The sequence below is a fragment of the Aquiflexum balticum DSM 16537 genome (assembly GCF_900176595.1).
Classification (GTDB): domain Bacteria; phylum Bacteroidota; class Bacteroidia; order Cytophagales; family Cyclobacteriaceae; genus Aquiflexum; species Aquiflexum balticum.
Genome location: NZ_LT838813.1, coordinates 3024866 through 3047771, shown reverse-complemented (window position 1 = coordinate 3047771; position 22906 = coordinate 3024866). Strand labels below are relative to the sequence as shown.

Genomic DNA, 22906 nt, shown 5'->3' with positions numbered 1-22906 from the left:
CTTGCTAAGATCATCTAAAAAAATCATGGTTTGCCCTGAAAAAATAGAAAATTGAAAACTTCCGGATAATATTTAACTTTGCAGCTCGCAAATTATAGAGTTAGGGTGAAAAAAGTAGCGTTTTATACATTAGGGTGTAAACTCAATTATTCTGAAACTTCAACCATCAGTAGGATGTTTGAAGCCAAAGGGTATGAAAAAGTGGATTTTGATCAAAATCCGGACATTTTCATTATCAATACTTGTTCTGTAACTGAGAATGCAGACAGAAAGTGTAAAAAAATTGTCAAAGAAGCCAAAAAAATATCCCCCAACTCCTATGTGACAATTATTGGATGCTACGCCCAACTCAAACCAAAGGAAATTTCCGAAATTGAAGGCGTAGATGCTGTATTGGGCGCTGCTGAAAAATTCAGACTGATCGAACTGCTTGACGGTTTTGCAAAGGAACAGGAAACCAAAGTTCTTGCATCTGAAATACAGGAAGCCAATGTATTCAATAACGCCTACTCTATTCATGACCGTACCAGAACCTTCCTTAAAGTTCAGGATGGCTGTAACTATGGCTGTGCTTTCTGCACTATTCCACTAGCCCGTGGCAAAAGCAGAAGTGACAGTGTGGAGAATATTCTTTCCGCTGCACGGGAAATAGCCCAGACTGATGTCAAAGAGGTCGTACTTACAGGGGTCAATATTGGTGATTTTGGGATACAAGAGGGCAAAAGAAAAGAGCGTTTTGCAGATTTGGTTTTTGCACTTGATGCGATTGATGGAATTGACCGGTTCAGGATTTCTTCCATAGAACCCAATCTTTTGACTAATGAAATCATCGAATTTGTCTCCCGTTCCGAAAGATTTGTACCGCACTTTCATATTCCTTTGCAATCAGGCAGCAATACTATCTTGAGAAAAATGGGCAGGCGATACCTCAGGGAATTGTATGAAGACCGCGTTTCCAAAATCAAGACTTTAATGCCCCATTGCTGTATTGGCGTTGATGTTATTGTGGGGTTTCCCGGAGAAACAGATGAACTGTTTTTGGAAACATACAATTTCCTCAATGAATTGGATATCTCTTACTTGCATGTGTTCACTTATTCAGAGCGTGCCAATACCAGGGCCTCAGAAATGGATGAGGTTGTTCCCATGAAAAAGAGAAATGAAAGGTCCAAAATGCTGCGCATCCTTTCTGAGAAAAAAAGAAGAAAATTTCACGAAGAAAATCTGGGAAAAACCTTTACTGTTCTTTTTGAGGAGGACATTGAAGACGGTCAGATGCACGGATTCACAGAAAACTATATCCGGGTAGCTGCAAAATACGATCCTTTACTGATCAACGAATTGAAACAAGTAACATTAAATGAAATCAATATTAAAGGCAATGTTGAGGTTTTGGAACCTGAAGCTGTCTTTGAAAAACACTAAGTTTTAATTGATTTTCTTTAGTACTACTTTGGTCTTATCAGCCTTTTCGATTTGTGAAAGAAATTCTCTGTAATTATCAAATAATTCCGGAGCATAAATTCCATCTTTCATTTCAAGAGTTCTTTTATATGTCAATTCATCCCCATCAATAATAAATTCAGTTTCATATTCGCCTAATGCTGATGTATATTTAACACCAATGGGGAAATTCTCTATTTCAAATCCATCCGGTAATTTAAACACCATAGTATCAAAATCCCTATAACCCAAATTCTTTTGGAAATAATTAGTTCTGGTGCTATTTGAAGTCGAAATAGAATTGGTAAAAACATTGATTTGATTTGGCTGCAAAAACAGTCTATTCCCTGATTTATTTGCCAGATTCCTGACATTTAGCATAGTTTCTACATTGACTTCCGGGATATCATTTTGATGAACCGTAAACTCAAGTTTTTGAACTTCCAATGAAGGCAAATTCAAGTATTGTTGTATCCATTTAGCTTTTTCTTCACTTGAAATTCTGGCAACCGAAAGCATATTGCCATTCTCGATTTGAAGTCCTTTAGTCCTAATTTGAATAAAGGCTTCAGCATTGCCAGATTCATTGATGATAAATCTACCTTCCTGAATCTGGACATTTTCTTCAAATCCATATTTGGGTGTTTTTGCCAGCATGCCACCATTTTCGGTAATTAACAAAGCAAACCTATCAGATGTAAAATCACTTAAATAACCAAAAGGATTAGTTTGGCTCGTACATTCCAACCAAACTGTATCTTTCTCAAATGGGACAGCTAGTATAGCATGATTGAAATAATTGGCAGGAAATTCCTCGAAAAATTGTCTATTATTGGCACCACCATAGATTAAGGCATAATTACTTTTAATGTTGGCCACTTCCAATATTGCTGACATATAATTTGATAAAGCTTTACAGTCTCCGTATCCATAACTATCCACTGTGGCAGCATCAAAGGGCATAAACCCCCCAATCCCCAATTGAATACTTACATACCTTGTTTTATTCTGCATATATTCATAAAGCAATTTTACTTTTTCCTTTTCAGAATCTACTCCAACAATCAAGTCAGCCACTTCATTTTTTGTTTTGTCGGAAAGGTTATTTTTACCCATATTTAACTGATGAATCCAACTACCCATTGATTCCCATGTACTTAAGTCTCCTTTATAACCATCAAAATCGAATGTACTGGCAGATGCCAATAAAAATTTTGTTCCACTGTAATTAAGAGGAACATATGGCTCAGGTTCAAAAACAGGTAAATTATTTAAAGTCCATGTCTTCTTTATCATTCCATCCGGCATTTCAGATTCTGTAAAAGCATCGTCTGCGATGTTTTTGATAAAAAATCTTAGCTTATTGTCTTTTGGATAACTATAACTAGTTGAAGCCAATTGAACCGGAATTTTGGGATTAGGCTGGGGGGTCCAATCTGGCAAATAAAAAAGATTGGGGTACTCAACTTCATATTCAAATTCAACGATATAGGGATAATTTACCTGCTTCAAATTTAGGATTTTGACCCTATTATCATTGTAGCCGGCATAAGAACTAAAATTACTGAAATCTTCAAAATCCGATTTTTTTGATCTGTAAATTATATTTCCGGATAAGTCAAGTACGTTTCCAGAAATGTTCCGTATCTTAATTGCAGAGGAATATCCAACAGCCAAGACTGCCAAATCTGAACCATCTTTCTTTAGAATTGTTGAAATGAGTTTTATTTTTACCAAGAAACTTCCTGATTTATTAACTAGTATTTCTTGACTTCTCTGCTGAATTATAGCCGGTGCCTGAAACCAATCAGGAGTTACATCCGACAGATTCACCTGCGCATGTATGCTGGACCAAATTAAAGAAACCAAAACCAAAAAAAGTCTCCTTTTATTCCTGTTTTTCATCCTAAGCTATATTTTTTTAAGGACTATGCTTTCTTTTTGCTTTTGGGAAATCAAATCAAAAAATTCACGGAGATCTTTATATTGAGATGGTTTATACATAGTCTCGTTTACCTGATAGCTGATCATAATCTGAATTTTTTGATCCCCCTGGGAAGCAATTCTAAATGAATAAACAATACCCTTGTCAGCAAAATGATTGATCAAGCTTTTAGGCATTTCGTCAATAACATACCCTTCCGGAATTTCAATACCAAATACTACTTGTCTTTTTTGAGGATAAATAAAATCAATTGGAAAAACCCTTGAATCTAATTTAAAGGGGTTTTCTGATAAAAACATATTTTCAAATGGATTGAAATAAATCAAATCTCCAGAAAATATTATCCCCCCTGTTCCTTTTAATTCAAATTTCTCGGTTATTGGACTTTCCTTTGATTCAACATTCTCCAAAGTCAAAGAAAGTAATTCCCAATCTTTGAATTCATCCTGAAAAGATTGTCTGTGTTTTTCATTCCCTTCAGAAATTATTTTACTTTTTGTTATTGCAGATTTATAGCCCTGATTGTTTCTCTGAACGTTTAACAGAACCGATTCATCTACGATTTTAGAGATAAATATTGCTGATTCTACATTAACACTTGAATTGACCAGGTCTACCCATTTCGAACCATTTGGTAGAATTGCCCAACCCCTCATATTTATAGTGTTTATCGGCAAAAAACCTATTGGCAAAGCAGGATCTGTTGCATCCAGAACTACCTCTTTGTCCTCAAGTTTCACCAATGAGGTGACGCAATTTAACTTATACATTACTGGATTGCTCGGATTTAAAAATCCCAAATCACGCGTTGAGCTTACGATTGGGTGTGCTTCTATTCCTGCTTCCCTCAAAAATAAAGTCAATAATAAATTAATTTCTGCATAAGAACCTTTCCCTTCTTTATATACTTTTTCCAATGCCTTCGAAGGATAAATACCTCTCCTGCCATCCCATTTGACATTGTCTCCCAAATGGTTCATTATTATATTGGTTTTTTCTAAATCGGTTTTACCATCTTTTATCAATTCAGTAACAATATCCGCTGCAAATTTGCTTTTGGTCAGGTGCCTCCCAAAATCTTCATCATTAAGTAACTCCTTAGACATTTCATCCCATGTTCCTGTAATTATTTGTCTCTGGCTATTGGGAAACTGAATGGATTCAAGTTGAAACTCCACTTTTGTTGCATAACTCATAGGGTTATCTATGTATGGCTCCTGCTTCATAGCAGGTGCATTTTCAATCGCCCAGTGAAAAATATTGGTACTGTACGAAACCGAATTGGTAGACTGAGTTGTAGTTACTGAATATCCTGATTTAGTCCTTTCAATATCAGACCAATTGGCTGTTCCTTTTCCAAATTTTTTATCATTTATGGTATAGGGAACATATCCTTGATTGGCTTGGTTGAATAAAAAGTATTCCGGATATTCAAATGTAAATTCACTCCACATTGTTGGTATTTGAGACTGAAATTCCCATTCCCTTATCATACTGAAAAGATCAGAAGAAATCTCATAATAGATTTCAATTACTGATCCTTCCGTAACATTGGGAGGAGAAATTTTCTTCATTTTATATGTCTTTGTGATCGCCTCATCAAATACATGAACTTTCTCAATTTTTTCTTTTACAATTTTTCCGTTCACTTCATTATACACAAATCCTTTAATTGAACCAACCTGATCAGTTCTTCCGGAAATATTGTAATAGGGTATCTGAAGATCTGACTGGGAAACTCCATCTTTAGTGATAATTTTCACCACTTTATGAATTTGGTAATTTATCTGAAAGCCTACAGTGGTCTGAAAAATTATTTTAGTAAAACCTATATGAGAAAGTACCACCGCATCAGCACTAAGATCATTTTCATAAACTTTCATTAAGACAGCGTCGTCAGGAACTTTACCGAATTTTATTCTATCAATATCCGCATATGAGGTGGTGCATAGACAAATAAGTGCACCAAAAAACAAGTAAAATGGTGAAAAATATTTCATAGTTTTGGGTTAAATAGTTTTGCCAAAGTATGAATTATACCAATAATCAAAAAATACTTCCAGTGTATTTTTAGTTCATAATTATAACAACTTGATAATCAATTCTTTTTTTTTATTCTTTAAAAAGATCAATTTTTCACAAAAATATTCATCTACTAAAAATCCCCTTTTTTCATTTCTTTTACCGCATAATCCACAGCTCTTGCTGTCAATGCCATATAGGTTATAGAAGGATTCTGACTTCCGGTAGATGTCATACTTGACCCATCCGTAACAAAAACATTTTTGCAATGATGCATTTGGTTCCAGCCATTTAATAAGGATGTTTTGGGATCTTTTCCCATTCGGACACCCCCCATTTCATGGATGTCCAAACCAGGTGCTTGTTTGGTATCTCTTGTTCTGATATTAAAACAGCCTGCTTTTTCCAACATTTCAGTACCCTGCTCAAAAAAATCATTCATGGATTTAATATCATTGTCATCATAATCCACATCAATGTTCAATAGGGGCATACCCCATTCATCTACCTGATCGGGACTAAGGGTAACTTTGGATTGCTCTTTGGGAATAGTTTCCCCTTGCATCATCATAAATACACCCCAAGGTCCAGGTTTGGAATTCTGATCTTTGAATTCTTCTCCAAAAGGCGCATTGGGTTTACCTCCCCAACCTCCTCTCACAGCACTGTAAAAAGTCATATATCCCCGGAGGAAATCCATTTCTTGTTTTTTGACATTCCGGAAATTTGGCATCATCACAGCACATGGCCTTCTTCCAAAATAAAATTTATCCTCGTATCCTTCAAAAGAGGCATTGATATTTCCTCTATAATTATGAAATGCAATGTATTGGCCCAATAAGCCACTGTCGTTACCAAGACCATTGGGAAATCTGTTTGACGTGCTGTTCAGTAAGATAAGATTTGAATTGAGTGCTGAGGCATTTACAAAAATAACCTTCGCAAAATATTCTGTAGCAGTTTTGTTGATCCTATCAATTACTCTGACACCTGTTACCTTTTCCTTGGCATCGTCATAAATAATGGAATGAACCACGGAGTCCGGTCTGATGGTAAGATTACCGGTTGCTGCGGCTGCAGGTAAAGTAGCTGAATTAGAACTGAAGTATGCACCAAACGGGCAGCCTCTTTCACATTGATTTCTGGCCATACATTGTCCCCTACCCTGCTCCAAATGATGGGGTTGAGGTTCAGTCAAATGGGCACACCTACCAATCATGACGAATCGGTCCTTATATGCCTCCACAATCCTGTCCCTGATTACTTTTTCGACACAATTCATTTCCCAAGGAGGGAGAAATTCACCATCAGGCAAGGTTTCCACTCCATCTTTGTTTCCACTGATTCCCACAAAGCGTTCTACATAACTGTACCAAGGGTCAATATCATTGTAGCGTATTGGCCAGTCCACAGCAAAACCATCCCTTCCCGGGGCTTCAAAATCATATTTGCTCCAACGTTGGGTCTGTCTGGCCCAAAGCAAGGACTTTCCTCCGACCTGATAACCCCTGACCCAATCAAATGGCTTTTCCTGGATATAGGGATGATCTTTGTCTTTGACGAAAAAATGTTCTGTATCTTCTTTATAGGCGTAACACCGGTTTACTACAGGATTTTCCAGCTTATCGGCCAAAGGCATCCTGTTTCTACGGGGCATATCCCACGCTGTTGCTGTCATGGTAGGATAATCCTTTTTGTGCTCCACACTCCGACCTCTTTCCAAAACGAGAGTTTTTAGCCCCTTTTCACATAACTCCTTTGCGGCCCAGCCCCCACTGATACCTGAACCAATAACAATTGCATCAAATTCGTTTTCCTTAATCATGGTTATTCATATCTAAGTGATTCAATAGGGTCGAGTTTACTTGCTTTCCTGGCGGGAAAATAACCTGAGGCCAAGCCCACAAAAATACAAACAGCCAATCCTACAAAAATCCATAACCAAGGAATCAAAAATCCTCCCGGACCTATAATATTAGCAACTACATTGCCGATAATTATTCCAATTATTACTCCCAGTATGCCTCCCAATATGCAAATGACAATTGCCTCTATCAAAAATTGTTGTCTGATTCTTAAGGGAGTTGCCCCTAAAGCTTTACGAATTCCGATTTCCCTTGTCCTCTCGGTTACAGAAACCAACATAATATTCATCAATCCTATTGAGGCACCAAGAAGTGTAATAAAGCCTATACCAAATCCACCTATCCGAAGGTAGCCAGCTACCTCCTCCAGGCTCTCTGCCACGGATTGGCTTTTGACTATTTCAAATGAGTCCTCATCGGTAACCCTATCCTGACGGATTTTCCTCATTATACCTGTGGCTTGACCCATTTCATATTCCAATCTCAAAGGATCCGATCCACTTGCGGTAACTGAATACCTGAAGGTACCCCTTGTGTCCAATCTACTCGCATTTTCCACAGGAATAAAAATAGCCCGGTCAGCACCGGATCCACCTCCAACGCTGCCTTGCTTTTCCAGTACACCAACGACTGTGTATCTTCTTCCGTAGACAGTGATATAATCATTCAAGGGCTCCTCGTTCCCAAACAATGTCTCCACAATATCTAGCCCAATGATACAGACATTGTTTCCATACCGGACTTCGGTCGCACTGAAATTCCTGCCTTTTTCGAGCTTTAGTCCTTTTAGATTAAAATATTGGTCATCTATGCCGGTTACCCTTACATTGGGATTTGTTTTTTTTGAACCTTTTTTGACCTCAGCAGCGCCTGTGACACTTGTAAACACAGTCGATGGACCAATTGAAGAAAATTGCTCCTGAAAGCTTAGGGCCTCTTTATACCTAACAATGGGGAAGCTTTTCTCTACCACACCTTGCTGTACCCCTCTGCCTCCCGAAAAACCTTTGGACCGGACATCAAAATTATTTGCTCCCAATCCTGAAAAGCTATCCGCTATCTGGGTTTTAATCCCATCTATGGCAGTCAACATCCCTACGAGTGACATAATCCCTATTGCAATTATGGTTCCTGTAAGAATTGTCCTTAAGAGATTAACCTTAACAGACCTAAGCGCCTCTTTTATATTTTCGATCAAATCCATAATATGTACAAAATAGGACAGTTTTATTGTTTTTTACTCATTTACAATTTTAATTATAAGGATAATCCACAAAAGATCTCGATCATTTTTGAGAAAAATAAGCCTACGACTAAAATATTTTTAAAATAACCGCTCAATGCATCCGATCTCCCCTTATTTGGAGGGATTTGATCACTTCGGCTTCATAAGACAACCATTCCTGCCATCTTTCATTTACTTTTTCCTCACCCCTTATTTTTCTTGCCAATTCAATGAAATTCACATAGTGACCTGCCTCAGAAATCATCAATTCGTAATAAAAGTTTTTCAACTCTTGATCACTCAGGTGTTTCGAGAGAATTTTGAACCTTTCACAACTTCTTGCCTCAATTAAAGCATTCATCAACAAATGCTCTACCAATTGATCAGCCCTGCTTCCTCCTTTCCTGACAAATTCCGATAGTTTTACCACGTATTCATCTTTCCGGGGTTTACCAAATACAAATCCTCTTTTCCTGATCTGTTCAAGCACCCTTTCAAAATGGGCCCATTCTTCCGCCACTACCGGAGTAAGCATATCAACAAGCTCATGGAATTCATGGAAATTGATGATCAAAGAAATACAGGAGGAGGCTGCTTTTTGCTCACAGTACGCATGGTCTACCAAAATGTCCTCGATATTCATTTCGGCAATATTTACCCATCTTGGATCCGTAGGTAGCTTCAAATGAAGCATTTTTTGTTTAGTACTTTCTTCCCAGCTCATGTTTAGTCAAATAACGGCCAACTGATTCCTATATCCAAAGTTCTTCTTAACCCTGTAAAATAAGGGGTTACAAAATATCCCGGTTCATTCATCATATTGATATTGATATGATTCATCCTTACAAGAACTCTGGTTCTATTGATTCTAAGATTAACAAAAAAATCTATCACAGGATAGGCAAATACATTGAATTCATTCTGCAGAAAGAACTGTTGCATAGCCGGGTTATAAGATTCCGCGAAATTGTCTCCTCGGAACCTGGACTCCAAACCGATCTGAAGAAATAGGTTTTCATTAAACATGGGACTGTCGTAATAAATCCTCGAATTGAACAGCAATTCAGGTATTCTGAAATTGTCCTTTCCATCTCCTGTAATCAAGGTATAGTAAATCTCAGATTCCCAGAAAAACTTCTTTCTGATGTTGAATGAATAAGTCAATCCAGGTATAACCATAAATGCCTCTCCATCAGATTGGGTTGCTTCCTGATCCTCATTGAAGAAAACATAGTTATTTATTCTGTTCAAAGTAATGTTAGGTCTTAAACTCCAACTTGGAAAATCAGCTTTCAACACCCCTTTTATTTGGTCCAAACCAATGTTTGAGAAGGAATTTTCCCACTGGTGGTGATTGCCAAAATAAACCTGCTGCATGGATGTCGGTTTATATAAAGCTTTGGTGTAAGAAGCCTCTAAAAACGGGGAAACAAATAATCCGTGTATCCTAAATGCACCCGGAATCAGGTATTCTCCTTCAGCTTCAAACCTCCATTTTTCACTTAAATCTCCCCTTACAGCCCCACCTACAAACAGTTCGTTAAAGGGATTGTCAGTTTCCATAGTTGGACTTCTCATTCTTCCACTCCTGAATTTGACAAAAGCATTATAATACAAAAGACCAAAATCTCCTTTGAAGCCAATCTCATTTCTCCATTCACTGAAATTATTTTTGTTATAAGTACTGTCTTCTGAGTTGTATCGAACAGGGTTGAATAAATTGAAAAACAAAGAATCAGAGGAGCTTAGGTCTCCAATAAAAGTTACATCCTGCTTTTTTTTGTCAAAAACATGATATATCTGCCAACCCTTGGCCAATTCATATTCATGATACAGATGATAATCCTGCCTCAGATCTGTTACCCGTGAATCTCTAAGCCAAACTTTTGCATCTTCATAAGCAAACAACAAGGAAGTACTGTCTACATCCGGGGAAATAATTCCTCCCTGTTCGTTAACAAGATGTTTCATCCTGGAAAGATTCCCCAACAATAAGTACCTGCCATTTTCCGACCTGTAATTGGTATGTACAGAATAAGAAGTTTGTTCTGTCAAATTATCGTCTCTTGCATTGGGATTCAATGTCTTCCGTGCCCTTATGGTATGAAAATTAAATCCAACATTCCATCGGGGATTGATATTTCTGGCAAATACCAAATCAAGCATATTTCTGTTTCCCCCTCCAAAAAAAGCATTCATTTGGGTAAAGGGTGATTTGGTATCATAATATCTCATGCTATCAGGGGAAGCATGGTATAAATCATAGACATGAAAACCTGATGTAGTCCCTATCATTTGAGGAGCAGAATAAAAAATAGGTTTTGCCGCACTGCCTATATTTCCCAAGTCCTGATACATCCAACCTGATTTCGCAACAGGTTCATAATAATGAAAATTATTGAGCAAAGTATCCACTTCAAAAGTCCTGGAAACATTTCTCTTGATGTCTTTTTCCAAAAAATAGAGGGTGGTTTTTGGTCCAAAAACCATTTTGGTACTATCATCTATCAGTTTTTTTCTTCCGCCTTCCTCGCCTTCTTGAAGCTGATCGGGATCACCTGTCTGTGCATTTGGTGGACCTGTTGGTGGAAATCCTCCAGTAGGAGGTCCCGTAGGCCTTATTTGTGCCTGCGCATGAATCACACAGAAACAAGTGAAAATAAAAAGAAATATCAACAGATTAAATCTCACGGATATACGCTTTGTCCTTGACAACTTTGGTGATGCTTTCAAACAAAAATTCTTTGTCCTTTAATGACATGTTTATTTTTATCGGTAGGGCAAAAATCGGAATTTCTGCCAAATATTCATGAAAGGCTTCATTTTTAAGTTTGACCGCATCTTTTTCTGTAGTCAAAATCATACAATCCCGATATTTTTCGAAAAGTCTACGAAGCATGGCCACATCTGAAGTCTTATACAGATGATGGTCAGGAAAGGTTATGGTTTCCAATACCTGAAATCTATCCTGCGCTTCCGACACAAAAAGAGAATTGTCAGCTATACCTGATAATAAAATCACCTTTCGGGATAGTCCGGTATTTAATTGAAATATGGGGATGGGTTCACCATATTGAATGCCTGCAAAAATTACAGGCGAACTGGAGAAATTTCTGATTTCTTTTAAGTATTCCTTTTTATCCTTTTCTGATATGGACTTAGGACATTTTGTGACGACAATTACATCTGCTCTTTCAACACCCTTTGCATTTTCCCTTAATGTCCCCAATGGCATTATTCTATCTCGAAAAAAAGGTTTTTGGTAAGTGGTCAAGAGGATATATAAGTCTGCTTTGACATACCTGTGCTGAAAGGCATCATCCAATAAAATTAGTTCTGTCTTTGGTTTTAATGCAATAATCTCAGGGATGGCCAAAGCCCTTTTTTCCCCAACAGCGACCGATACTTGGTTTCTGAATTTGGTGAATATCTGATAAGGTTCATCTCCGATTTGGTCAGGTCCAACCACTCCATCTGCCATCAAAAAACCTTTTGTTTTCCTTCCATATCCCCTACTTAAAGTTGTCAGTTTGATTTGTGGAGAAAGCATCTCAATCAAAAATTCTACCATTGGAGTCTTTCCAGAGCCCCCGACATTCAGGTTTCCCACCACTACAGTAGGAATTTTAAATGAGGTACTCTCTAGCTTGCCTAAGTCAAACATCTTGTTCCTATACCGGGTAACTCCTTCATAAAGAACTGCAAAAGGATAAAGAAAAGGGTCATACCAGCGCATTGGCTATTTTTACTTAATTTTGAACAAAGTAATTAAAAAAATATGGTTAATACGATTCAGGAAATAGTTTCTTATCTGGAAAAAATTGCCCCTCCTGCCTATCAGGAATCTTATGATAATGCCCAATTGATAACCGGAAACCCGAGAGATCAGGTAAATGGAATCCTTTGTACTTTAGATGCCACTGAAGCTGTTGTAGATGAAGCCATTGCACTTGGTTGCAACCTGATAATCGCCCACCATCCCATTGTTTTCAAGGGTTTGAAAAGCCTTACCGGCAGAGACTATGTGGAGCGCACCGTGATCAAAGCCATAAAAAATGACATTGCCATTTATGCCATCCACACCAATCTGGATCATGTCGCCCAAGGCGTCAACAAAAAAATCTCAGATAAACTGGGATTGATCAACACCAAAATACTGAAACCAAAAAAACAAATTTTATCCAAGTTGACCACATTTACCCCTAAAGAGGCAACTGAAAAAGTCCTAAATGCACTTTTCGAAGCGGGGGCCGGTAAAATCGGAGAATATTCCGGTTGCAGCTTTCTAGCGGAAGGAATGGGTACCTACACTCCTTCTGAGCACTCAGATCCTTATATTGGTTCAAAAGGAACCCCTCATAAAGAAGCTGAAACAAGGATTGAAGTATTATTGCCTGGTTATTTGGAAAAAAAGGTGCTGGCTGCCTTGTTATCATCGCACCCTTATGAGGAAGTAGCTTATTTTCTTCATAAGCTTGAAAATGAAAATCAGGAAGTCGGTGCGGGAATGATTGGAGAGTTAGAAACTCCTTTGGAAGAAACTGAATTTCTCCATTACCTCAAAAAAAACATGGAGCTTCATACAGTGAAGCACACGCACCTTTTAGGAAAGCCCATAAAGAAGGTAGCTGTCTGTGGTGGATCGGGTATTTTTCTCCTGTCGGATGCCATAAAAGCCAAAGCTGATATTTTTATTACATCTGATGTTAAATACCATGAATTCTTTGATGCTGATAATCAATTAATTATTTGTGATATTGGGCACTATGAAAGTGAAATTCACACAAAAGAATTACTCAAAGACTTATTGTCACAAAATTTTGCTAATATTGCACTCTATTTGACAAAAGTAGTTACGAATCCCATAACTTATATATAGTACATGGAAAGTACAGTTGCACAAAAGCTTGAAGCCTTATTAAACCTTCAGAAAATAGATTCCCGACTCGACTCGATTTTTAAAGTAAGAGGAGCACTTCCAGAAGAAGTCCAAGACCTTGAAGATGAGATAATTGGATATGAAACAAGATTGGAGAAATTCAATTTTGATTTGGTAGCCTTGGAAGATGATATCAAAAGATTCAAAGAGAACATCAAAGAATCCGAGAAACTCATTAAGAAATATCAAGAACAGCAGATGAATGTCAGAAACAACAGGGAGTATGACGCCATCACCAAAGAACTGGAATTGCAAGATCTTGAAATCCAGGTATCCAAAAAGAAAATCACGGAATCCCAAGTTAAAATCGAATCCAAAAATATTGAAGTCGGAGAGTTGAAAAACATTCTTTCTGAAAGAAAAAAGGATCTGGAGAATAAAAAGTCCGAGCTTGATACCATCATTTCAGAAAGTGAAAATGATGAAAACAAACTGAAAGCGGACAGAGATAAAGCTCTGAAAAAACTTGAGGATAGACTTGCTAAATCTTATTCTAAAATCCGGACAAATGCTAAAAATGGATTAGCGGTAGTTATGGTAAAAAGAGGCGCCTGTGGCGGTTGTTTTAACATAGTTCCTCCCCAAAGACAGGCGGATATCAGGGAAAAGAAAAAAATCATCGTCTGTGAGCATTGCGGAAGAATATTTGCAGGGGTTGAGGATGAAATCGAGGAAGAGGTAACAAAGAAAAAAAGAAGCAGAGCCTAATTTCTGCAGAACCAAATTGGCAATTAAATTACTTTAGTTGGTTTAGCTCAGTTAATTCTCTGAAACCTTATTCTTTAATCATAGGAAAATAAACACAAAAAGCCCGAAAAATTGGGCTTTTTGTGTTTATTCAAAATTTACCCTCGAATTTAAATGCAACTTTGCTTAATCAAAATTCTTTTTTTAGTTTGCAGTTGTGAAAAAGTTTTTGGTTACTATACTATTTGTTTCCCTGGTCTCATCAGGATTCTCAAAAGATTTTGAGGGAAGGACTTTTTTGATAATTTTCAACAAATCAGAACTGAAAGCAAATAAGACAAGTACCTCCTATATAGAGCTAAGTTTGAACAATATTTTCTCAACAAGATCCTATTCGGGCAATTCTGATGCTGCTATTATTGTAAAAGTTCCCTATGAAAATATTGATGCTTGTCAGTTAGCAGATTTCTTTATCAGAATCAATGCCGATAAAGTTTCCTCCTTGGGAGAAATCGCCTATCAAATTATTGATTTGGATGAATCAAAATCCACCTATCAGTTTTTATTGAATACTTTGGAAGCAAAAACTGTCGATAAAAACAAAAAGAGTGGTAAGCCACTTAAAGCAACTCCAACTCCTTAAGGTGTTCTGCACAGTTATATTTTTCAATTCTGAAACTTCCTAATTCATTTTGACTGAGTAAATAAAGCCCAAGATTTTGGTGCAAAAAAACATCCATGTATCTAAGATCATAGCCCATTATACCACTGAGTAGAATTCTCATTGCTCGGCCATGCATACAAATCAAAAATACATCCCCTTCTTGAGAAAGGATATAATCAATCCCTTTTTTCATCCTTATGGCAACCTTTGAAGGACTTTCCCCACCTTCAATGGCATAATCTAGATCACCCGAACTCCACCTGGCCAGCATGAATTCATAGTAATTGTTTTCTTCCTTTGTCATGGGTACGCCTTCGTATCTTCCCCAGGAAATTTCATTCAATTCAGGCACTCCTTCATGGGGTATCCCCAAATCAATAAAACCCTGAACCGACTGACGGGTCCGCTGCAGTCCTGTATAAAAAACCTTGTCGAATGGAACATTTTTATAATGCTCAAAAAACGCAGCAGCCTGTTTATGACCATTCCAATTTAAAGGGGCATCAATGCCACTGCCCTGTACAACACCTTTCAGATTATATTCAGTCTGACCATGACGGATCAGATAGATTTTTTTAGTTAGCAAGTTTCTCTATTTTTGTTTTCAGGTACCAAAGTAAAAACTTTTATTCCGGATTACATGATATTTCAATCAAATGCAAGTTTAGAAGCCCTCAACGATTGGGGCAAGGATACGATGACGGATTTTTTGGATATAAGATTTACCCGGATTGGAGAAGATTTCCTGGAAGCCACAATGCCTGTGGCAAACAAAACCAAACAACCCCTTGGCCTGTTACATGGGGGAGCAAATGTGGTTTTGGCAGAAACTCTTGGGTCAGTAGCCGCAAGCTTGACCATCGACAGGCAGAATCAATATTGTGTGGGTTTGGAGATCAATGCCAATCATCTCAAATCTGTCAAAGAAGGTTTTGTCAGGGGAATTGCTAAACCCATACATTTGGGAAAAAAAACGCAAGTTTGGGAAATAAAAATATATACCGATCAAGACATGTTAAGTTGCATCAGTAGGATTACATTAGCTGTAATTGATAAAAAGTAATATGCAAACTACTTTAGACACCAATCAGATTTCATTGGAAGTTTATCTGAGAAACCTCATTTCTTTGAGTTTGCTGGAAGGACATCAGGTTGCCATTTGGAGAAAACCGAAATCCCATTTTCTTCAGGTATTGATAGATAAGACAGGAGAGCTAAAAAGGATAACCCCAAACCTGGAAGAACTATCTTCCGGTTTTATTGTCCATCCTTTTGAGGATCAAGAGGACAAAAAAGCATTTTTCCTAACAGCAGATACATACTTTAAAATTAATCTTCAAACGACTTTTGAAGAACAGAGGATTTATTTAGAACCTATATCAAGCATCATCCCAAAAGAAAAATCCACTGCTGATATCAATAAAAACTTTGTTGCTGAAAATAAATTTGAGAATGAAAGAATAGCTGAACCCTGCAGCAAAACAGATTTTATCCATCTAGTGGAAAAGGGTATAAAGGCAGTTGAGGAAGGGCAACTCAATAAAATAGTGCCCGCACGTTTTAAGAAAATCAAACTCAATGACAATTTTGATCTTGTCAGTTCCTTAAAAAGCCTTATCCAATCGTATCCAAATGCATTTATTAATTTTTTCCATATCCCAACGGTTGGAACTTGGATAGGGGCATCTCCGGAAATTCTGATCCATACAAAAGGTGATGAATTCTATACCATTTCTTTGGCCGGAACCCAAAAAGCCCAGGGAGACAACCCACTCAAATCAGTGGCTTGGACGCAAAAAGAAATAGAAGAACAGGCTTTGGTAAGTCGCTATATTGTGGATTGCTTCAAAAAAATCAGATTGAGGGAATACGATGAATATGGACCAAAAACTGTTCTTGCAGGAAATTTACTCCATTTACGTTCGGATTTTAAAGTAAATATGACGGCCACTAATTTCCCGCAATTAGGTTCAGTCATGTTAAAGTTATTACATCCAACGTCTGCGGTCTGTGGTATGCCCCGAGAAATGGCTTTTGATTTTTTAAGTAAAAACGAAAATTTTGACCGCTCACTATTTGCAGGATTTATAGGCCCTGTAAATATAGAGGAAGAAACCACCATTTATGTGAACCTGAGAACAGCAAGGTTAATGCAAGGCTACGCGATACTCTATGCAGGTGCCGGAGTAACGGAAGATTCCATTCCTGAAAAAGAATGGGAGGAAACAGAAATGAAATGCGATATTATCGGTGAACACCTTAACCTGGAAAATAAATTTTGATTATTCAACCTATCACTGATCTGGTTTCACTTTGCCATATCAAAGGAATAACTGAGGCAATTTTATCTCCTGGATCCAGATGTGCTCCGATTACATTGGCATTTACCAGACATTCAGGAATTCATTCCAGAACGATTTCAGATGAAAGGTCAGCAGCATTTATTGCTTTGGGAATTGCTCAGCAGCTTGAGAAACCTGTGGTCCTCGTCTGTACGTCCGGCTCAGCGGCATACAACTATGCTCCTGCCATTGCAGAAGCTTTCTTTCAGCGTATACCCCTTTTGGTGATCACTGCTGACAGGCCACCGGAATGGATTGACCAATGGGATGGACAAACGATCCGGCAAACAAATATATTCGGAAAGCATGTCAAAGGATCTTTTACTTTCCCGGATGAATATGGACATAATGATAAAATCTGGCATGCCAATAGGATCGCCAATGAAGCTATTAATCTTGCTTGTCAATATCCTCCGGGACCGGTTCATATCAACATTCCTTTGAGAGAGCCTTTCTATCCTGATGCTGAGGAATTATTTAAATTTTCTGATTCGGTCAGGGACATTGGCCTATTGCGTTCTTCAAAAGAACTTTCTGAAACAGCTCGGGAAAACCTTCTCCTTTCAATCCCAAAATTCAAAAAGGTTCTGATCATTCCGGGACAGCAAAAGCCAAATAATAGTATAAAGCATCTTTTGGAAGAAATAATCAGAACAAGAAAAGCAACTGTAGTATCCGATAGTATCTCCAACATGCAATCCGGAAACACTATAAATCTACATGATCATTTCTTGGGTATGGGCACTGATCCTGTTTTCACTCCTGATCTAATTATATCCTTTGGCAAGTCTATCATATCAAAAAGCCTTAAAGCTTTCCTTAGAAAATCCCAAGCAGAGCATTGGCACATTCAACCCGATGGATATGTACCGGACACTTATCAACATTTATCCAAAATAATACAATCCAATGAAACTTCCTTTTTAAGGTTCCTGCTTGAAAATGGAAATAGTAGTGACCACCATTTCACCAAAGCCTGGATTGATGCCGAGAGAAAAATTGCACATCACTTACCTTCAATTTTAAGTAAAGCAAAATTTGGTGAATACAGTGCTCTGGCTATATGTCTGGAAGCCATACCGCAAGAATCCAAATTACATGTCGCTAACAGCATGGCCGTAAGATATGTGAATCTATTGGGGAAAAGAGACCAGGAAATAATTTGTAACCGGGGCACTAGCGGAATCGACGGTAGTAACAGTACAGCCGTTGGATGCACTTTTACCACAAAAGATCCAGTCACTTTGATTACAGGCGATATGGCCTTTTTCTATGATAGAAATGCATTTTGGCATAACTATAAAATGAGCAACCTCAGGATAATACTTTTGAATAATCACGCAGGGGGAATATTCAGGTTGATCGATGGACCTTCCAAACAACCTGAACTGGAAGAATATTTTGAAACCAAACAACGCTTAAGTGCAGGATATCTTGCAAAAGATTTTGGATTTGAATACCACTTGGCAAATGATAAAAGAAGCTTGGAAATGGGCCTTAAAGATTTTTACAGGGAATCTATTAATCCTAAAATCTTGGAAATTGAGACAGAAAGTCCTAAAAATGCGGAAATTTTGAAATGGATAAAAAGTGAAATTTCAAAAATCTGATAATCCAAAAAATTAAGGCCGTCTCTTGGAGACGGCCTTAATTTTGTTTAAAGGTTAAAGATTATGGATTAATTTTTTTGAAAAACCCTTATATAGTCCACTACCATTTGCTGTGGGAAATTGGTGCTGGAATCCGGACTTCCTGGCCAATTACCTCCCACCGCAACATTGAAGATGAAAAAATGTGGTTTTCTGAATTCATCCAATGCTTGAGGAGTAGTGTCGATTTGGTGATATGGGACATTGTCCAAAAGCCAAACAATTTTACTTTCATCCCAAATCACAGAAAACACATGGAATTTATCATTGAAGATGCCTTGTTGAAGGGCAACTGATCCTCCAAAGTTTGCATATTGACCGTTGTTATCCCAATGCACAGTTCCATGCACGGTATTATCTCTACCATTGGCATTTCCTCCAACCAGTTCCATGATATCAATTTCTCCACAAGCAGGCCAACCTACTTCAGTAATATTGTCACCCAACATCCATATTGCAGGCCATATGCCTTGACCTTTTGGAAGTACCGCTCTGATATCAAACCTGCCAAAGGTAAAAGATTTTTTACCTTGAGTTTTTATCCTGGAAGAAGTGAAATTCTTCCCTCCTACACTTTCTTGGATTGCTTTGATAATGAGATGTCCATCCTTCAATTCAGTGTTTTCCCTTCTGTAAAATTGGAGTTCCCTATTACCCCAACCGCAAAGATCAGGGCAACCATCGCCTAATTCATGCACCCAATCACCGGAAAGGCTCGTGCCATTAAATTCGTCCTGCCATACCAGATTATAGCCATCATAGGAAAGCGGACTCTCATATCCAGCATTAGGAATTCCAATACCAAGGTCTTCATTCGTTAAGGTCACCGATTGACTGGAAGAAATAAAATCATTTTCTGTGGAATGTGCCTGTACAGTAATGGTATAAGTCCCAGGTTCCCTGTAGGTAAATGATGCCGAATTTCCTGTCGCCCTCTCAGCGGTACTGTTTGGCAAGCCAAAATTTACCCGAAAGAAATTAGCATTCACGGCAATAAAAGAGGCCTTTACTGATCCGTTTGTCTCCTTGATAATAGATATTTGTAGATTTGAAGGCAGCAAAACCTGGTCTTGCTTTTCCTCTTCCCCACATGATGCTACAAAAAAGGCCATTATTAACAAAAAGAGCATTTTTATTTTCATCATAATTTATATAAGATTAGTTATCATCAGGAATCAATACAAATGTCCAGAATACACTACCATTATTGGAGATATCTATAGAAATTGTCAATTCTTCATTTTCAAAAGCAATGACGTCGTAAGTTACAGATCTATTTGTCGCAGGCGGGCCTGCGGTGTACTCACCACCATTATATGCTTTAGGAAGTGCTATAAATGCCCCTGTGCCTGTCACCGTGATTTTAGGATTTACAGTAGATGTACCTTCGGTAAAGCTGAAGGTATGTACTCCTGGACCCCAAGCCTCTCCCGGTGTACCTGCAAGGTTGGATGCAGGTTGGCATTGTTCTTCAGCTAATCCCATATAGAACTCGCCAAAAATATCACCTTGCGCATCATATTCAAATACACCGCCATTTTTAAAAATAAAAAGATCATTGAATAAACAAGGCCGTTCTCCCGAAATGTCATTTCCATTGGGATAGAATTGATCACTTCCTGGATTAGGTCCAACTCCGAAAGCTCCTGCTGCAGGTTTAAGTTTCCATGCCTTCTCACCGCCTCCAATCAAATCCTGAAGCGTAATTGCGACATTCCCACCAGTATCGGGATCTGGATCTGGATCTGGGTCTGGATTTCCTGCACCGCTGTCAAATCCCGCTGGAATCAACCTGACATACCAAGACAAACCTGCATTTGCCTGATCAATAAAACGAACAAACATTTCATTCTCCTCAAGCCGTATAATCTGAAATGAATTTGTGCCTGCGTAATATCCAAGGAATCCAGGGTTACTGAGATTCAAAATTGGGAATTCACCCTCCTCTTCTACAATATTCCAAGTCAAGCCTCCTGGAGAAACAAATGGTGCGGAAAGGTCACCCACCCCCGGGTCAAACGCACCTGGGAAATTTGATCCTTGGGCTGCATTGAGATACACAAAACCATTGGTCTCCCAATCAAATTCAAAATCCCTCAAGAAAAAAGTATACCTATCAGTGTACATACCACTGCCAACTTTTTCATTTGGCTGTGCCTGATACCATTCAGGGAAATATCCCCCCGCCCCAATAGGATCGGGTCCAACCCCAAAATGGCCTGAACGGGCAGAATCAACTACCCAAGTCTTTCCTTCTATGGCATCAATTCCTCCTGTCAACAAATTATATATCGGCCTGTCAAGCAATGTGGGGTCTGTTTGTTCTATCACGACTTCCAAAGTTGTGCTGGCACTGCCACCCCGATCAAAAATAGTCAGGGTAACGTTGTAAGTTCCTGCCGAGGGGTAAATACCTGTAACATTTTTCCCCGTACCGGAAGCCCCATTTCCCAAATCCCACTTCATCATGAAAAACTCGAGATCTGCGGTAAAATTAATGATATTGTCATTTTCTGGACTAGGCTGGAAACTAAATCTTGCTGCCTGATCAGGAGGAGTGGTCGCATCTAATCTGTACTCCTCAATACACGCTGCCATCAAGACTACCGGCAGCAGTAAAAACAAATATTTTATATATTTTTTCATTTGATTCTATTTTAATAACCTGGATTTTGAGACCATCTTCCACCTGCTAAATCTATCTCCACTTGCGGGATTGGAAACAATTCATGCTTACCTACCTGAAACCCGGGTATGGCTTCCGCAGCTTTACCTGTCCTTACCAAATCCCAGAACCTTAATCCTTCTCCCGAAAGTTCCAATCTTCTTTCTCTGTAGATATCTTCCAAAAGCTGTGCACCCGAACTGGTGATTTCCGCAACCCCGGCCCTTTGTCTTACTTTATTTAGTTCAACTCTAGCTCTTGCATCATTACCTGTCTGGGCAAATGCCTCTGCAGCCATTAATAATACATCAGCAAAACGAATTGCCCTATAATTCAATTGACTCGTAAGGTCATCGTCGGGAAGTCCTCTCTCAGCTGCTCTTTTGATGTATTTATTGTTGAAGTAGCCAGTATGACCACCTCCACCAACTGCATAAGAAATATCATCAGGATTGGGCTGGGCGGCAATAAATGCATCTAAATCCAGGATAGTAACCTGCCTTCTGGGATCATTTCCAAAGAAATCATATAGATTTTGGGTTGGAAGATTATAGCTATTACCATCTGCATAAAATGGGCCTACGTAATTTCGGATTGAATGAAATCCTACAGCAGGATTACCCTGCAAACAAACCAAACAACCATAGTCACCTCCCTGTAATCCGGAATGCTGAATTGTAAATACGTCCTCACTTCGGTTCTGATTGACAGCCAACCACATCGTGTTCATATCTGACACCAAAGCATAATTAGCTTGATTGGTACTGATCAATTCATCAAAAACCTGTGCAGCTTCTGAAAATTTCTGCTGGTACAACAAAACTTTACCTTTCAAAGCCAGGGCAGCACCTTTGGTAATTCTACCAAGCTCTGGATTGGTCCAATTAAGTTCTTGAATTGCTCTATCCAAATCTCTTTCAATTTGAGCATAGATTTCCGCTTTTGGAGTCCTGTCTATTTGGAAAACTTCATTGATAGAAATTCTTCTGTCCACTATCAGTGGCATATCTCCAAAATAATTGACAAGAGTAAAATAGAAATAAGCTCTAATGAAAGAAATCTCCGCCATTAATCGCTCTTTGGATGCGAAATCTATTTTATTTTCATTTTCAAAAATAAAATTAGCTCTTGCTATACCGGTATAGTTAAATCTCATTACATCTCTCAATTCATTGTTGACTCCACCATGTGTCATGTTGTCAATCTCGTGAAGTCCTTGAGTATCGTTTACACTTTCTCCTCCTGCTATAGAATTATCTGATGCAATTTCTCCTATCCAAATCTGCAAATAGTTTGTTTGCATTAAGTCATAAACACCTATAACAGCCCTTTGAAAATCTTCTTCTGTGTTGAAGAAATTCTCGGCATCCTGAGTGTATTCAGGTTCAATTTCCAGCCACTGATCGCATGAAACAAGTGACATGCTCAATGTAAGAATGATGATATATATTTTTTTCATG

At 38.2% G+C, this 22906-nt stretch carries 18 protein-coding genes; 7 read left to right on the top strand and 11 right to left on the bottom strand.

Annotated elements, in window-relative coordinates; genetic code table 11:
* Positions 1-105 precede the first annotated feature (105 nt).
* A complete protein-coding gene (gene mtaB / locus B9A52_RS12935) occupies positions 106-1425 on the top strand; it encodes a tRNA (N(6)-L-threonylcarbamoyladenosine(37)-C(2))-methylthiotransferase MtaB (protein ID WP_084120859.1) in 1320 nt (439 codons plus the stop codon).
* A 3-nt stretch (positions 1426-1428) separates the two neighbouring features.
* Here the strand turns inward: mtaB and B9A52_RS12930 are convergent, their stop codons facing one another.
* The 7 genes from B9A52_RS12930 to lpxK form a co-directional block, all read right to left on the bottom strand.
* Positions 1429-3348 carry a DUF3857 domain-containing protein gene (locus B9A52_RS12930; RefSeq protein WP_084120858.1) on the bottom strand — a complete coding sequence of 640 codons (1920 nt, stop codon included), beginning with the start codon at positions 3346-3348 and terminating at the stop codon, positions 1429-1431.
* A gap of 6 nt (positions 3349-3354) precedes the next feature.
* Positions 3355-5388, bottom strand: coding sequence for a DUF3857 domain-containing protein (locus B9A52_RS12925; RefSeq protein WP_084120857.1), 2034 nt, complete (start codon positions 5386-5388; stop codon positions 3355-3357).
* Between the two features lie 155 nt (positions 5389-5543).
* On the bottom strand, positions 5544-7235 hold the full coding sequence (locus B9A52_RS12920; protein WP_084120856.1) for a GMC oxidoreductase: 1692 nt from the start codon (positions 7233-7235) through the stop codon (positions 5544-5546).
* 2 nt (positions 7236-7237) lie between these two features.
* On the bottom strand, positions 7238-8479 hold the full coding sequence (locus B9A52_RS12915) for an ABC transporter permease (RefSeq protein WP_084120855.1): 1242 nt from the start codon (positions 8477-8479) through the stop codon (positions 7238-7240).
* 133 nt (positions 8480-8612) lie between these two features.
* Complete coding sequence (gene miaE, locus B9A52_RS12910) at positions 8613-9224, bottom strand: tRNA-(ms[2]io[6]A)-hydroxylase (protein WP_172805208.1); 612 nt, start codon at positions 9222-9224, stop codon at positions 8613-8615.
* Positions 9225-9226: 2 nt separating this feature from the next.
* On the bottom strand, positions 9227-11191 hold the full coding sequence (locus B9A52_RS12905; protein WP_394334853.1) for a putative porin: 1965 nt from the start codon (positions 11189-11191) through the stop codon (positions 9227-9229).
* On the bottom strand, positions 11181-12236 hold the full coding sequence (gene lpxK / locus B9A52_RS12900) for a tetraacyldisaccharide 4'-kinase (protein WP_084120854.1): 1056 nt from the start codon (positions 12234-12236) through the stop codon (positions 11181-11183). Before lpxK ends, B9A52_RS12905 begins: the two co-directional genes overlap by 11 nt.
* A gap of 42 nt (positions 12237-12278) precedes the next feature.
* Between lpxK and B9A52_RS12895 the strand changes: the two genes are divergently transcribed.
* The 3 genes from B9A52_RS12895 (at position 12279) to B9A52_RS12885 (ending at position 14769) form a co-directional block, all read left to right on the top strand.
* Complete coding sequence (locus B9A52_RS12895; RefSeq protein ID WP_084120853.1) at positions 12279-13379, top strand: Nif3-like dinuclear metal center hexameric protein; 1101 nt, start codon at positions 12279-12281, stop codon at positions 13377-13379.
* A 3-nt stretch (positions 13380-13382) separates the two neighbouring features.
* Positions 13383-14147, top strand: a complete 765-nt coding sequence (locus B9A52_RS12890; RefSeq protein ID WP_084120852.1) for a zinc ribbon domain-containing protein — start codon at positions 13383-13385, stop codon at positions 14145-14147.
* Between the two features lie 196 nt (positions 14148-14343).
* Positions 14344-14769, top strand: coding sequence for a hypothetical protein (locus tag B9A52_RS12885; protein ID WP_084120851.1), 426 nt, complete (start codon positions 14344-14346; stop codon positions 14767-14769).
* Here B9A52_RS12885 and B9A52_RS12880 read toward each other — a convergent pair.
* On the bottom strand, positions 14747-15376 hold the full coding sequence (locus B9A52_RS12880; RefSeq protein WP_084120850.1) for a histidine phosphatase family protein: 630 nt from the start codon (positions 15374-15376) through the stop codon (positions 14747-14749). The genes B9A52_RS12885 and B9A52_RS12880 overlap by 23 nt on opposite strands.
* A 54-nt stretch (positions 15377-15430) precedes the next feature.
* Between B9A52_RS12880 and B9A52_RS12875 the strand changes: the two genes are divergently transcribed.
* From B9A52_RS12875 to menD, 3 genes are read left to right on the top strand one after another with little or no spacing between them, the layout of a single operon-like run.
* The gene (locus B9A52_RS12875; RefSeq protein ID WP_084123506.1) at positions 15431-15853 is read left to right on the top strand and encodes a hotdog fold thioesterase; all 423 of its coding nucleotides are present in this window, start codon (positions 15431-15433) and stop codon (positions 15851-15853) included.
* A gap of 1 nt (position 15854) precedes the next feature.
* Complete coding sequence (locus tag B9A52_RS12870) at positions 15855-17072, top strand: chorismate-binding protein (RefSeq protein ID WP_084120849.1); 1218 nt, start codon at positions 15855-15857, stop codon at positions 17070-17072.
* Positions 17069-18742, top strand: coding sequence for a 2-succinyl-5-enolpyruvyl-6-hydroxy-3-cyclohexene-1-carboxylic-acid synthase (menD, locus tag B9A52_RS12865; RefSeq protein ID WP_084120848.1), 1674 nt, complete (start codon positions 17069-17071; stop codon positions 18740-18742). The genes B9A52_RS12870 and menD overlap by 4 nt, the downstream gene beginning before the upstream one ends.
* Positions 18743-18810: 68 nt before the next feature.
* Here the strand turns inward: menD and B9A52_RS12860 are convergent, their stop codons facing one another.
* From B9A52_RS12860 to B9A52_RS12850, 3 genes are read right to left on the bottom strand one after another with little or no spacing between them, the layout of a single operon-like run.
* A complete protein-coding gene (locus tag B9A52_RS12860; protein WP_084120847.1) occupies positions 18811-19926 on the bottom strand; it encodes a glycoside hydrolase family 16 protein in 1116 nt (371 codons plus the stop codon).
* A 13-nt stretch (positions 19927-19939) separates the two neighbouring features.
* A complete protein-coding gene (locus tag B9A52_RS12855; RefSeq protein WP_084120846.1) occupies positions 19940-21427 on the bottom strand; it encodes a PKD domain-containing protein in 1488 nt (495 codons plus the stop codon).
* An 11-nt stretch (positions 21428-21438) separates the two neighbouring features.
* Complete coding sequence (locus B9A52_RS12850; protein ID WP_084120845.1) at positions 21439-22905, bottom strand: RagB/SusD family nutrient uptake outer membrane protein; 1467 nt, start codon at positions 22903-22905, stop codon at positions 21439-21441.
* Position 22906 lies beyond the last annotated feature (1 nt).